The sequence below is a fragment of the Paenibacillus sp. FSL R10-2199 genome, from assembly GCF_038000235.1.
Lineage (GTDB): Bacteria > Bacillota > Bacilli > Paenibacillales > Paenibacillaceae > Paenibacillus_AQ > Paenibacillus_AQ phytohabitans.
Genome location: NZ_JBBOBO010000002.1, coordinates 1379220 through 1392749 on the forward strand (window position 1 = coordinate 1379220; position 13530 = coordinate 1392749).

The 13530-nt window shown below is 48.5% G+C and carries 14 protein-coding genes; all 14 read right to left on the reverse strand.

The features are described 5' to 3' along the window. Positions 1 to 457: 457 nt before the first annotated feature. Positions 458 to 1693, reverse strand: a complete 1236-nt coding sequence (locus NYE33_RS33810; protein WP_341069703.1) for an S-layer homology domain-containing protein — start codon at positions 1691 to 1693, stop codon at positions 458 to 460. Between the two features lie 40 nt (positions 1694 to 1733). Further along, a complete protein-coding gene (locus NYE33_RS33815; protein ID WP_341069706.1) occupies positions 1734 to 2663 on the reverse strand; it encodes a hypothetical protein in 930 nt (309 codons plus the stop codon). A gap of 37 nt (positions 2664 to 2700) precedes the next feature. After that, positions 2701 to 3252, reverse strand: coding sequence for a hypothetical protein (locus tag NYE33_RS33820; RefSeq protein ID WP_042134293.1), 552 nt, complete (start codon positions 3250 to 3252; stop codon positions 2701 to 2703). 15 nt (positions 3253 to 3267) lie between these two features. Further along, positions 3268 to 3630, reverse strand: a complete 363-nt coding sequence (locus NYE33_RS33825; protein WP_042134291.1) for a hypothetical protein — start codon at positions 3628 to 3630, stop codon at positions 3268 to 3270. Continuing rightward, complete coding sequence (locus tag NYE33_RS33830) at positions 3630 to 4169, reverse strand: hypothetical protein (protein ID WP_042134289.1); 540 nt, start codon at positions 4167 to 4169, stop codon at positions 3630 to 3632. The genes NYE33_RS33825 and NYE33_RS33830 overlap by 1 nt, the downstream gene beginning before the upstream one ends. Before the next feature lie 24 nt (positions 4170 to 4193). Further along, positions 4194 to 4718 carry a hypothetical protein gene (locus NYE33_RS33835; RefSeq protein ID WP_042134287.1) on the reverse strand — a complete coding sequence of 175 codons (525 nt, stop codon included), beginning with the start codon at positions 4716 to 4718 and terminating at the stop codon, positions 4194 to 4196. Positions 4719 to 4779: 61 nt separating this feature from the next. Next, the gene (locus NYE33_RS33840) at positions 4780 to 5280 is read right to left on the reverse strand and encodes a hypothetical protein (RefSeq protein ID WP_341069709.1); all 501 of its coding nucleotides are present in this window, start codon (positions 5278 to 5280) and stop codon (positions 4780 to 4782) included. A 13-nt stretch (positions 5281 to 5293) separates the two neighbouring features. After that, a complete protein-coding gene (locus NYE33_RS33845) occupies positions 5294 to 7375 on the reverse strand; it encodes a hypothetical protein (protein WP_042134284.1) in 2082 nt (693 codons plus the stop codon). Further along, positions 7372 to 9315, reverse strand: a complete 1944-nt coding sequence (locus tag NYE33_RS33850) for a pilus assembly protein CpaF (RefSeq protein WP_341069712.1) — start codon at positions 9313 to 9315, stop codon at positions 7372 to 7374. Before NYE33_RS33850 ends, NYE33_RS33845 begins: the two co-directional genes overlap by 4 nt. Beyond that, a complete protein-coding gene (locus NYE33_RS33855; protein ID WP_336103508.1) occupies positions 9212 to 10042 on the reverse strand; it encodes a hypothetical protein in 831 nt (276 codons plus the stop codon). The genes NYE33_RS33850 and NYE33_RS33855 overlap by 104 nt, the downstream gene beginning before the upstream one ends. Positions 10043 to 10044: 2 nt before the next feature. Continuing rightward, entirely contained in the window at positions 10045 to 10623 is a 579-nt protein-coding gene (locus NYE33_RS33860; protein WP_042134276.1) for a hypothetical protein, read from the reverse strand. A 5-nt stretch (positions 10624 to 10628) separates the two neighbouring features. After that, positions 10629 to 11651, reverse strand: coding sequence for an SAF domain-containing protein (locus tag NYE33_RS33865; RefSeq protein ID WP_341069715.1), 1023 nt, complete (start codon positions 11649 to 11651; stop codon positions 10629 to 10631). A 45-nt stretch (positions 11652 to 11696) separates the two neighbouring features. Next, on the reverse strand, positions 11697 to 12050 hold the full coding sequence (locus tag NYE33_RS33870; RefSeq protein WP_144025951.1) for a hypothetical protein: 354 nt from the start codon (positions 12048 to 12050) through the stop codon (positions 11697 to 11699). A gap of 20 nt (positions 12051 to 12070) precedes the next feature. Next, positions 12071 to 13522, reverse strand: coding sequence for a hypothetical protein (locus NYE33_RS33875; protein WP_341069718.1), 1452 nt, complete (start codon positions 13520 to 13522; stop codon positions 12071 to 12073). Positions 13523 to 13530 lie beyond the last annotated feature (8 nt).

The window sequence follows — 13530 nt, forward strand, 5'->3', positions numbered from 1 at the left end:
AGCTGGCGTATAAGTGGCCCCAACTGCTTTCCATGCCATATCTGATATTTCCAGATTTTTGATTTCAGATATGGGGAATGCATTTTCTCTTTGGTCTTTCATGGATTCAGGGGCATAATCTCTCATATCCAAAATAAAATCGGTACGTTCTTTCTTCGGAACCGCAGAGTCTCCAGATCCATTCGTTAAAGTTGTTTTTGGCCCGCCTGTATAAGTTGCTGTCCATTCGGGACCATCTGATTGCACCCATACGACTTTGGGACGTGCCTCTTTCTCACCTCTTACTTTTACTTTCACAGTCTGCATGGGTGCCAGACCTTGCGGAGTTACATCAATGTCTAGGACCCCCTCCGGGTATCCCTGATTAAATCCTGTTGCATAAGACGGAACTGGAAATAGAGCAAGTATTAAAGCTAGAAGGAGTAAACCTACGCCCCACTTTTTCATACCGCCTCACCTATTCCTCTTTCGGTTTATAATAGAGCCAGTATCCGTCATCCATCGTCAAACCCTTTTTACTTTGCCCAACTTCTATGAATTGCACCTGCCATAAAGTAACCCCTTTTCCGTCCATATAGTTTGCAAAGAATTGCTGAGGTTCATCATAGGGTAAAGTATTATATCCATATTTATTTTTAAGATTATCAGTCCTTGTTCTATTTCCTGTAAATAAACCACTATCATGATCACTGTAATAATCACCTATGGAGAATGGACTTTTCAACGGATAAATAGTAACTTCAACATACGCCCTATATACTCCAGGTTTATCTTGTTCAGCTATTATTTCACTTTCATCGAAAAACAAAGGTGCATAAATCCCTTTAGGATTTTTGGGATCCTGTGCATTCACAAAAATGAAATGATTTAATTTGACAATACAGCTTTTATTTTTGAATGTGAATGTTTTCTCAGCAGCATCATTAAAGGAAGATTTACCCGTCGTAAACGGACTGATGCTCTCCATATTCGTCCGCTTGGTTCCCACTTCCCGCAGCTCATTTAATCCCACGAAACTGGCTGCCGGCTGCTGACCGACCTCATTCAAACGCAGCAGGATAGCGGATGCTTCCGCTCGTGTCGCTTTTTGAGTTAATCCAAAGGATCCGTCCGGATAGCCGCTCATCAGCTTGGTCCCCAGCGAAACCGCAATATACGGAGCTTGGGACTGTGAGACTCCCGGTTTAAAATACTCTTTTACCGGAAGCACCGTTGTAACCGTGTCCCGCAAGGCCTCCTTATACTCTGGATCGGCTGCCGCAAGTCCGGATGCCATCCATTTGGCAATTTCCATCCGTGTAATAGGCGTGCTTGGCTTGAACCCGTTCGGATAATCACTGATATTAATGTATCCCAGTGCAACTGCCCGGTTCACTTCAGTCTCACTCCAATGCCCTGCCAGATCCGGGAAATTTCCCGGTTGTGCTGTCTCAGGCTGTACCTTCGACGCCCTTGCCAACAATGCCGCGAACTCTGCCCGGGTTACTGATCCATTCGGTTTGAATGTGCCGTCAGCATAACCTTTGAAGTAGCCATTTTTCACCGCCGTATCGATAGCCGCTTTAGCCCAGTGCCCTTTAATGTCCGTAAACGTAACAGTCTGCTCTGCTGCTAGCACTGGACGACTCTGCACCAACAAACTTGTGCATACCATAGAAACAATTAATAGGCTGTTAAGTATTATTTTTTTCATCCTGTCCCTCCTCTATTGGATTGAACTCATTCATTTGATTTCACCTAACCGCACAATCCTCCACAAAATACCCTTTCCTCGCAGCCTCCTCGGGATCGAACAGGCTCTCAATCACATTTGCTCCGGCAGGCAAGCAGCTTTCACCGTAGGCTGTACGCCGGCCTGCTGCATTCCGGGTTCCGATCAGCACTTTGCGCCGCATGACCGCGCCGCTGCCGAGGGAATAAGCATCCAGCAGCTCCCCGCCGGGAAGCGGATAGCCTTGTATAAAAGCCATCATCCCCACATCCTGTATCGACTGCTCCTGAAGACCGCGCGGCAGTGTGAACTGGATGGACAAGCCCATCCGCTTCACCAGCTCCAGGTGCCTGTTAATGGCCGTGGCCAGATCCTGTTCGACCAGTGAAGTGATCGTGCTCTGGCGGATCTCACGGAATAGCTCAAGTGAGTTGATAGGTGCGAGACTCGTCTCTGCAGCCAGCTCCGCATACTCTCCTTCATAGAATTCATTGGTCCCAGTGTCGTATACCCGTGCATTATCGTCCAAAGTGAAATAGAGCAAGTTACCATTCTGAAGCTTATAGTAGTAGGGCCGTTCCGGCCAGCTGACAGGCTTAAGCTCCTTCTCTCCTCCATTACTGGCTGTATCATCGAGCGTAACCAGCGTATATCCGCTATAACCGAACATCACAAGTGCCGGCATATGCATTTTCAGATTGTTCAATTCAGTCCTATTATTCTCCAGTCCGAATTTCAGCGCCAGGTTACTGTAGAACACACTCAGCACATCCTGATCCAGCTTCAGCTGGCGTTCCCGGCCATAATGGACTGCTGTTATCGTCGGCTGCATTTCCAGCCGGGACAGATAGTCTCCGGCATCATCCACTGCGGCCTGAAAATCATCGGAATAACGTTTGTACTGGTCTTCATTAAAGACCCGGAGGTCTTCTCTAGTATCATTAATAAGCACTAGCGGTATTACTATAATCAGAAAAACAAGCACTACACTAAGGGGCTTCACTTCGCACCATTCCCCCGTACTTCAAATTGAGCGGAATCAGCTCACTATGGAATAACATGGACCGCATCCGCGAAGCCAGTGTCGTCCCTGCGGATTCCACCCGGACATTGAACAGATCACCGACATGCATGGTGAACCTTCTGCCGGGAGCATCTGCAGCAAGCGAAGCTGCTGATCCAGGATACAGGACTCCCAATATATCCTTATTAAAATATCCGTCATACCTGACACTGAAGCTGTTCTGAAAGGTCGAATAATCATCAGGATTGGTGTATAGAGGCTCCAGGTTCTTTTTGTAATATTCCATTTGAACATCGAATACTGCATATGAAGCATCCAGCGTATGAAGAAACCTCTCATAATCTCCGACATCCACATACCCTTTGGCACGAACCGTATCTACGAACTCCACCATAGCCGCATTCGCTGCAAGCTTCGTATTCCTCTCTACTACCTCTGATTGGCGGAAGGCCGGGTAGACTCCAAACACAAATGCCAGCAGAATCACGATAATTACACCTTTTAGCGCATCTGCCATGCGGCTCCTCCTTTCTCAGCGGGCAGCAGAGATTTCCGTAACCATCTCATTAGTCCGCGTAACCCTTAGCTCATAAGCAACACCAGGCACACCCCGCAGATCCACTGCATCAAGGTCTGTTTCTTCATTAAATACAATGCCGTCTATCACTAAAATGTAATCCCCTTCGAGTGCCTGAGGAATCATACCAATTAGCTGCTCTCCTGAGACTTTCTTCAAATCACCAGTCCCTGTATAGGGGGCTAATGCAACTGTAGGCTGCTCCGGCCGACTGGCCTGAACAGTGCTGTCAGCTTCCAGGCGCAGAAACGTAAAGCCGCCAATTACGAACATGATCCAGGCGAATAGGGTTAGCAGGAATTGGGTGGCGGTTTTCATTACTTCACAGGGTCTTGATTAAACTCAATAATCCGGACCTCACCGTTTTTATCCCTATGCAATGTGGCTGTAAAGATAGAGAGCGTATTAATATTGCAGTTATAATCATTAGCCGCATTTACACTTTGATCGAGCATTTGGGATACGGAATAATTGTCAGCATCATCGTTTATATCTGAAAGATTAAGCTCTGTAGCCGCTGTTCCTTCGACAGCCGCTTTCGCTGGCACATAATAAGTTGTGTATGTATTCCGGGCATAGAAACCTTTCTTATTGACGCCTGTCTTAATCAGAATGGAAAATTGAGGTCTTCCCTTATACCGCATAGCAGCATTAATCACATCCTGACCGGACACATCCTTGTTATCATACATATTGAATTCCGCCTGATTGATCATTTGGGTCTGGGCCAGTGTCTGCTCCTGGGCACGGATAAAGTAATTGTTAATAATCAGATAAATACTTACCCCTGCAGCAACAATTAAGATGGTAACAATAATACCGATAACCCATTTCAGACCCGTTGAAATATTCTCCATCTTCAATAACTCCTTCCTGAATATTTATTTCTGCGTAAACACAATTAAACGCACTTCCTGATTACTGTCCCTGTAAACAACAGCTTTAAAGACGGATAGCGTATTTACCAAATGATTTTTATCTCCGTAGGAGGATGGTATCTTGGTCTGATCCAGCATTTCTGAAACACCGATGCCTGCATCGGAATTTTCAGTTTTCGTCAAATCAACAATAGGCTTATTTATATCAGTAGGCTGAGTATAGTTCTTCCCATATGTATTCTCTGCATAAAACCCTGTAGTATTTTCCCCGGTAATGATCTTAATCGCAAACTGCGGACGCCCCTTGTACCGCATCGCCGCATTGATTACATCCTGGCCGGACACATCCTTGTTGTCATAGCTGTTAAATTCCGCCTGATTAATCATCTGGGTCTGAGCCAGTGTCTGCTCCTGGGCGCGGATGAAGTAGTTGTTAATGATCAGGTAAATACTTACACCTGCGGCGATGATTAGAATGGTAACGATAATGCCGATGACCCATTTTAGACCCGTTGAAATATTTTCCATGAAGTTCTCCTCCTCACTTTATATTGAAAGGTTGCTTCTATATACTGTCAGTCCAACAACACTACTGTGCCTGAAAATAAATAGCCGCAATCCGCTCGTTCTTGTCTTTGATCAGCTTAGCCCTGTACCTGGATTGGGGGCTGATGTAATAGTGGCCGGATGCGTCCGAAATATCCTCATCGGTCCGACTGTAACCCGTCCCTTCTTTGAATTCCCCGCTTGAATAATCAAAATTACGGCAGGAGCCTTCATCACTCGGATTCATACTGAATTCCCTGTACGCCTCTTGCCCGTAGACATAAGGTCTTTGAACGTAGAGGCAGAAGCCCGGCTGTGACTCATAGCGGCGGTAAGCTGTAAGAATCTGTGAGCCGCTGACCAGCTGATTATCGAAGGCGGAATATTGCTGCTCCGACAACGCCCTCGCCTGTGCTGCTGCCTGGCTGTTCGCAAGCTCAACTACAGGCTGTGTTTTCCCCCACAGGAACAGGCCGGAGGATATAATGGCCAGCGTGATCAGAATGGATATGGTTGTTTTCAAAAAGCTTGCTATATTCTCCATGCCTGTAGCTCCTTCACATTTTGCCGGTCACAACAGTCAGGTCGCCCAGCTGCTGGAAGGCCATATAGACGAAGGGAAGCAGTAAATATAAGGTGAACGTTGCCTGCATCGGCAAGAACCCGAACATTTTGCCCAGTGTACTTTTCCTGCTGATTACCTTCTCGTAGTGCTCCTTGCGCTGATCCATCGCGAACGCTCTTTCGGCATCCATATCATCGAATGCTTTTTTTACCGGAATCAGATCAGCAGCAACCTGCAGGCGGTCAGCCAGCCGTTCCAGGGGAACAAAACGCGCATCCTCCTTCAGCTTCTCAATGGCATCCCAGCCTCCCGCTTCATAATCCAGCATGCAGCGCAGCAGCTGCCGCTCAAAGATATAACTGTAACGGTGCAGCCACTCTATAATTTCATACACGCTGATATTCGGAAATTGCGACAGCATCATCGACAGCGTATTGAAGCCGTCCACCTCATTCTGCATTTCCCATTTCCGCAGCTGGGTGCGGATAATCAGGTAAGCATCCGGGAGGAAGAAGCCTGCCGCAGCCAGCCCGAATGCCAGCAGCAGCTCATACCATTTGTAATATTCCCGGTGGTACTGCTCCACTCTGTTCATCAGCTGCTGTGCATAGGCATTCTGGTCCAGGCTGGACTGAAGAAACGGCTTATGCTCGGCCTGCTCCTGAATATATAGCAGCATCTGATCCGGTGTAATATCTCTCGCTACCAGTTCTCCAATCAGCGACTGCTCGAAGGCATACCGTTCCTCACTGAGCATCTTCTGGGATTCCGTCTGATTCCCGCCCGTCGTAATCAGTACATTGGGATGGAGGAGGTTATGTCTGATATTCACATGGATAGAGAACTGAATAATCACTACGAGCAGGAATATGCCCACTGCAGCCAGGGTCTTCTGTAAGTAGTAGGCATGATGGGAGAGGCCGGAGTTGGCATCCTTCAGAACACCCGCTACCTTAAAGTGGACGGGTTCATGCTCTTCCGGAGTAATCCGGTCCGTTACTCTGTAGACCCACTTGTTCTTCAATAGCCGGTTTAACCACTTGCCTTCATCCTTAATAGCCTGCGTATCCTCATCAACACCCTTCAGAATCCGCAAGGCAACGAACGATACAATAAACGTAATGTACAGCAGAATCAGTGAATACAATCCCCAAGCGGAATTATAGTAATTAGTCACAATCGGGAACATGCTCTCTGCCCATTTACGGATCGGGTCCAGCATGAATACCGGTGACACCGCTACAAAGACAATCCCGTACAACAACCGGTCAATCCGCTCACGGCGGTTGATATCCATATGGATCTCTTCTCTGATATTGCCAAGCATGGACAGATAGATAGAGCGCTCGCCCTTATGAATATCCGCATCGCCATATTCACCTATCTTGTAGCTCACTCCGGCCAATTGCTTCATATACCGGTTAGGTGCAACCTCATAATACCGCTGCAGCTCATCTTCCGGGTCCACCGCTGCAAGAATGCCGGCAATCTGTCTGGCATGCATAGCCACCATAGGCTTGGAACGCTCTGCAGAATTCTCCAGGCTGACCTGCACCATATGTGTCTGATGATATTCATGGCGGATATCCAGAATCATGGAAGACTGGTCATACAGCATCTGCTTGGCCAGACGGCCTATGAAGAGGTCGCTTAGAATTCCTCCCAGATAAATGGAAACCAGCATAATGGTTGCACGGCTGACCCAGGAAGAGGTCCAGAGAAAGGACAGCAGCGAGATCAGCAGAATACAGGCAACGATCATTAGAGTCAGTGCAGCTGCACGGCTTCTGATCATAATTTCATTTCCGGCATGAATTAAGGTGAGGCGGGACCGCATCCGGTGGAGCAGTTTTTTGATGACCGGAAGTTCATCAAGTACCGGATAGGCCTTATGAGCTTGTTCCAGCCATCTTTTGTCCTTGGTACGTGTAGGCAGCAGTGCCTTGAGGCGCCTTTGCTCCTGATATTGCGTGCCCTTCAGCTTACGCTGCACAATGCTGAGCAGGACAAGCAGGAGAGCCAGCAGGATGACGGATGTAACGAGAACAATCAGCACTATATTTTGCAGACTCATGCAGATTGCCCCCAGTACTTATCAATAAATGCAGTGAACTCCGCCGCATCATCCTCATCCATGTTTTTGCGCATTTCATCAATTTTCCGGCTGCTGATTGGATGCTTGACCACGTATTCTCCGGCTTCCCAGACAATGATATCCTTGTAATCATAAGAACGCCTGTCAGTCATCCGCCCGAAATATTCAGTCATGGTATCCATAAAAGCATCCAGCTTGTCCGTAATTTCAGCGCGCTCCGCGTAACTCCGGGGATATTCGAACTGAGGGTCGGCCGGAATAATCTCTGTAATCCGCTCAATATAACGTTTGCCGGCTCTGAGCACCAGATGGACGTTGAAGCCCAGCGCCTCAACCACCTGCACCTCGGCAATTTTTTCATTGCTGAATGCTCCCGAGGCAATCAGGCTGTTGCGGAGTGCACTGACGAGATTCGCCAGTGTTTTGCCGTGATGGGTAAACAAGGTATACTCAGAGGCCACCTGGGCTGCCTGAATGACATAACTGACCACACTGTGAGTGGCGGCTTCGCCGACAATGTTAACCGCACCATCTGTTTTCTTTTGTACATCCAGCCCGTCCTGACCGCTGACCGAGGGCGTTTCCCGAAAAGAAAGGATATTTTTACCCGGATACATTTTTCTCGCCCAAATTTCAAAAGAGGTCTCCTGAATCCGGATATTCTTCGCATCAATATATTTGATTAGCGCTTTGAGCAGCGTTGTTTTACCCGATCCCTGTCTTCCTGTAATTGCAGTTACTTGATGACCAAGGATGAGGTAGACCAGCATATGAATAGCAAGCGGCGCACCCTGATCTTTGATCTGCTGGTCCAGTTCTACCAGTGAATCATTGAATTTGCGGACAAAGAACGCCCAGCTCTCTGCCATTTTGGGCCTCACCACCACGACACGGCTACCGTCAGCCATATCGTTGATGATATAACCCTTGGATTCATTCAGCTGGCCTGGATTGCCGAAGCCGTAAATGTTCTGGCAGACCCGCTTCAGCTCCTTCTCGGAACCGAAGCTCAAGAATTCCAGATGAAGCGATTTCCCCCGGTAAAACGTCCATACCGCATCATAGGATTGCGGAATGAAATGCTGCTGTTTGGTATATTCCAGAAAATCAGTGGTTTGCACGACATCCGGAGGCATCCCGCTTGTTCCGCCATTCACACCGTCGATATTCTGATCCCGCAGCTCATCAATGACCCCAAGACCTTTATAAATTTGATAGGCCCGTTGTACAATAATTTCAATCTTGTCCTGCATGGACAATCCCGGATGCTCCGATTGATAGATGTGGCGGATCTGCTCTTCTGTAATCTTGTATCCCCGGGAACCGTCAGGCAGTCTTTGCAGAGTATCCAGACTATATTTGCTTACCATTACATTAAAGGCATCCTGCCCGTGATCTTTCTTGAAGACATGGAGCAGGATATCGAAGCAATCCTGTGAAGTCAGACGGCCCGCATGGCCGAAGCTGATGATCTTGTCCACATTTCCTTCATCCAGACCATAGGTCTGCACCAGCAGATCCTTCATGTACAGCTTGACGTATTTCTTGGCGGATAAATCACCATGCATGCAGCTTCTAAGTGCCTTCTGCAATTCTCTGCGCCGTGCTTTGCGGCGGTTATATTCTTCTTCGCTCGGACTGCCTTCATAGAGGGAAGAGGCGATAATCTCCTCGAACGCACGTCTCAGAAACAGCACGATTTCATTCATATCGTATTTCAGCTGCACGGATGGCGGAGCCGAGTTTTTACGTCTGCCCAGCCATAAGAACAGGAATACTCCAATAATAATCAGGACTATAAATATCAGGATAAGATTAATCATTTGCAGCTTCCAATTCCGGCAAGGCGGATATTTCCAGCGTCTGAAGAATAAGCTGGCCCATCCCCCGCACTGCAGCAGTGAAAGTTCCGTCTTCACTAAATTCCAGAAAACGGGTCCGGACCTCCCTAGCTTTCAGCAGGAACGGCACAGTCCGGCGCTCATTCTGTGCATCCATGAACCCGGTATGATAAGGAACTATGCCGACAGCAGATTTTTTCAGCCGGTATTGTTTAATAATTCTTTCCTTATTCATCCTTGAGCTGCGCTCGTAGGCACCCAGGCAATAGAGCACTTGCTTGTCGCCCGGCACAGGCGATCTTCCGCTTGTCTCAAAGTAGGTGTTCAGGCTCACCTGATTTTGACTCAGGTTCACAACAATCAAATCCGCCTGCTCCATAACCAGTGATACCACCTCCGGGTCATCTTCGGCCGAGAGGTCCACAAACAGAAGATCATAAAATCTTCTGTAATCTTTGAAAATATGCGGAAGTAAAAGCTTGGCCGTGTGCTTCTCTGTATTCAAAGATCCGCTTAACAGCTCCAGGCGGTCTTTAAGAATAGATTCCGCATGATCTCTTATCCCCTCGGGGGTAAGCATCCCGCACTGCACCAGCCGCTCAATGGCATCCATCCCCCCGGAAGTCGCCGCCTGAGCAGCCGCCCTTGTCTGAGAGAATACATGTTCAAGCACCCCTTGCTTCAAATGCGTGTGCGTCATCAGCACCCGGATATGATGATCCAGTGCAATCGTTGCCGCCACAACGGCCATATTTGAAGTTGTTCTCCCCTGCCCTCGGGCAGGCCCCCAAAACGCTACCAGCACCTTTACTCCCCCCGTTTCCTCGCATACTGCCATAATTTCTTGATGTCATTCTTAGGCACATTGCCGATTTCAATTAAAAAATCATTTACAGCCACGGCAAAATCCTTATCCACCTTAAGATTCACCCGTCCATCATGAACCCAGTCAATTCTCCGCTCTGCGCTGGTAATATAACTAATCTTGGAGGTGATTACCGGGTAATACCGGTCCACATATTTCAGTCCAAGCCCGCATTCCTCTTCGATAACAACCAGAAGAGCAGGCATATGCTTTTGATCCAGCAATTTATCCACATGTTCCATAGCCTGGCGCTCGTAGCTGGTTGCAAACACAATCTGCTCATCCTCCAGTCCTTCCGGATAACCATGATGCCAGTCATACAGGACAATATCCGGTCTGTCAGCCACATCCGGCTCAGCATCCCGTATCTGTATACCGGATACTTCTCCATCGAAATATTGATAATGCCTGTGGTTGTCCGAAATGATCATGACGTCATTGTTGTAATAGCCTTTTAACAGAATAGCGGCTACCAGGATGAAATCATGTTTCTCACAATCTCCGGCGACAACAATATTCAAATCTGTCACTCTCCTTCCAGCAGACTGTCTTCGCCTGTAGCTTCTGTATTCATCCCGCCCGCCGAACTCTGGTCTGCGCTGGAATCCACAGGTGCCTGATTACTCTGGTCAATGATTCCGTTAACCGATTGGCTGTTGTCCACTTGGGCAGCCTCAGCGGCTGCAGCTCCCTGCTCCGATTTCCGCTTAATTACACCGCTGCCGCTAGGGGCGTCGGCCCCGACACGTATGTTATCTTCATCTTCAAGGGCTTCAAGCCGTTTCTCCAGCTCTTTACGCAGATCCTCAGCCAGGCTCCACTTGGCCTGATCAATAATAAAGGGATTGCTTTTAATGACTTTCAATACATCCAGGTTAGGCACATAATTCACTACTGGCTCCGGCTGAAGCTCAGGCTCCACATACTGCTTCATATACAGCTCAGCATTGTTAATATAGGCATCCACTAAGGCTGCCTGAAGCAGCTGCGCTTCTTCTTCACTATCGTTGAAGAATGTATACTGATTCCCCAGGTCAACATCCTCGAGCGATTTCTTTCCAACAACTATGTAATCCTCACCGTTAGGAAATACGATTCGGATATCGACAACATCCCGTTTGGTCAGCCGCAGCGGAAGCTTGATATACTCTGTCTCTTCCTTACGTTCCGAAGGCTCAAGTCTCGCCTCATCACGCACCATCTCAGTAGTTACCGCTGTCCCCGGCATGGCATTGATCTTCAGGTATTTGCCGACGATTCCCTTGGAATCGCCGATCAGATTGTCCGGAGAAGAGAATTTGGGAAGCTTCTCTGCCATTACATCCTCTGCGGTAATTGCCTCACCGGCAAGCTTGGCGGAGACGAGAACATAGGCTGTCTGGGACTGGTCCATATACCGCTGCAGGACATCATCCTTGTCCGCCAGCTGTGCTTCATAAGCGGCCCGCTCATCAATTAGCCTGGCATTGTAGTGACGGTAGGTTGCGAACCATACCCCGGATGTTGCGACGGCAACAAGACAACCTGAAATTATCGTGTATCTCAACATTTTTTTCCGCTTGCGTACTGCCACTTCATGACCTCATTTCCATCCCTATTTGATTTTCCCTGTCTTTTTCGCTGCAGCTGCAGCTGCTGCTTCAGCCGCAGCCTTTTCACTGGCTTGCCGCTGTGCTTCCTTCACTCTTGCAGCCTCCGCCTCTTCTGTCCGCTGTAATTCAGTTGCATAACTCATCATTTCTGATTCAATCTGGACAATGGCGGCCTTGAACTGATTCATTTTCTTAATCCATTCTGTGCAATGCTGCTTAAACTCCTCACCGCCCATATCTACCCAGTAATCAGATACGCCTCCGATCGCAGTACTCATCTTGTCGCTGCATTCCTGGGCAGGAGCAAGCAGCTGATGGCAATTAAAAGCCATACTTCTAACCAAACCTGAATTCATAGCAGCCTCCTAGTTATGAATTAACGGCTCTCCGAAACAAATGAGAAACCGATACCTATTAACAGCAAAGTCACAAATAATACCGTTCCTGCGATGATCCAGAACAGCGTTTGCTTACGGATAAGCTTCTTCTGGACGGTCAACAGCTTCATAACCCATGCGACAGCCGCTTTATCCGGATAGAGCGGGTCCTGATGCGCCGGCATCAATGTTGCTTCAATTTCCGGGAAATCCTTCTTTAGCACTTGCAGCACTTCCTGATGCCCGTTCTCCAGCAGCAGTCTGCATCGTTTGCGTTCAAACGGGTTCAGGGTATTCAGCTTCTCTTTCAGCAGTTCATATTTCCACATAGCCCCGTTGCCTATCATCATTGGAATTTGTGAGTTCCACCACAGCTCCAGCCCGCCAGTCCCCTTCCGTTCACGGTGAATATCGAGCCAAAGAATGATATGTGTGAAGCCGCTGGCCAGAAGCTCGGACATATCCCAGGAATATCCGCGGCGGTAAAAAGTAACGCCTTCATATTCAAACATAGTGGACACGGAGTCTTCCTTCTCACCTTTAAATACAATCTGTTCAAGTGAGCCGATTTCCGGCCGGTCATCTCCGCAGACCAGTGGCTTCCAGCCCAATTCAGCCAGTCCTGCCGCAACCAGAAAAGCAGCTGCACCTACATCCTCTTCCCCGCCAACGCCGCACACCCCAATAACGAGGGGAACATTGCTGCCCAGTATTCTCTGACCCGTTACAGGCGCAGTTTGCTCCTCAGACGGTAGGGATTGCTCCAGGCTTTCCAGCGTTCCTGTTACGGAAGGTGCCGGAGACTCTGTTCTTGCCGGAGGCCTTGACCTTGTTGCAGTAGCCGCTGTGGCTGGACGCGCAGCATTGGCAGCCCTCCCGGTGTTACCTGCCGGAGCTTGCGGAGCGGCTGCGGGCTGCGGGCGGGTAAGCGACTGGACCGCTCTTACGGGAGCGGGCGGAAGCTCTTCCCTTACCGGAGCAGAGGTAGTTGCTGCCGATTGGCCTCTAAAGGAGAAAAGCCCCTTCTTCTTTCCTAGGATATGGTAGTAATCCCTTGTTGTTTTCTTTTCCTTAATCCAGTTCAGCAGATCATCGCCCTGGAATTCGGTGGTGAACTGCAGATCATGAATGTTCATATTTACCATAGACCGGATGAACTCAATATCTGTACGCAGCGCAGGGTCCAGCTGTACAATCAGTCTTGTATGCTTGAGATACTTGCGGATCAGTGTCATGAATCCGGTAATATCAGCAGCCTTAACCGGTGTACCCAGACCCGCTCCGCCCTCCATGATTACGATTGAGGAAGGATCGACCTCTTTACTGCTGAACCCGCTGATAAAGCTATGTAAGGTGGAGTGCTTACCTGAAATAACGTAGCCCTCATGCTCCAGCGCCCTTGACAGAAGCATAATGAGTTCAGGTGAGCAAACTAAATGTACGCTTTTCATAAGAAACC

What these genes read in the sequence shown, in the direction of transcription:
- NYE33_RS33810 (WP_341069703.1), bottom strand. Translation starts at nt 1,693, where the DNA reads ATGAAAAAAATAATACTTAACAGCCTATTAATTGTTTCTATGGTATGC.
- NYE33_RS33865 (WP_341069715.1), bottom strand. Translation starts at nt 11,651, where the DNA reads ATGTTGAGATACACGATAATTTCAGGTTGTCTTGTTGCCGTCGCAACA.
- NYE33_RS33870 (WP_144025951.1), bottom strand. Translation starts at nt 12,050, where the DNA reads ATGAATTCAGGTTTGGTTAGAAGTATGGCTTTTAATTGCCATCAGCTG.
- NYE33_RS33845 (WP_042134284.1), bottom strand. Translation starts at nt 7,375, where the DNA reads ATGAGTCTGCAAAATATAGTGCTGATTGTTCTCGTTACATCCGTCATC.
- NYE33_RS33825 (WP_042134291.1), bottom strand. Translation starts at nt 3,630, where the DNA reads ATGAAAACCGCCACCCAATTCCTGCTAACCCTATTCGCCTGGATCATG.
- NYE33_RS33875 (WP_341069718.1), bottom strand. Translation starts at nt 13,522, where the DNA reads ATGAAAAGCGTACATTTAGTTTGCTCACCTGAACTCATTATGCTTCTG.
- NYE33_RS33835 (WP_042134287.1), bottom strand. Translation starts at nt 4,718, where the DNA reads ATGGAAAATATTTCAACGGGTCTAAAATGGGTCATCGGCATTATCGTT.
- NYE33_RS33840 (WP_341069709.1), bottom strand. Translation starts at nt 5,280, where the DNA reads ATGGAGAATATAGCAAGCTTTTTGAAAACAACCATATCCATTCTGATC.
- NYE33_RS33830 (WP_042134289.1), bottom strand. Translation starts at nt 4,169, where the DNA reads ATGGAGAATATTTCAACGGGTCTGAAATGGGTTATCGGTATTATTGTT.
- NYE33_RS33820 (WP_042134293.1), bottom strand. Translation starts at nt 3,252, where the DNA reads ATGGCAGATGCGCTAAAAGGTGTAATTATCGTGATTCTGCTGGCATTT.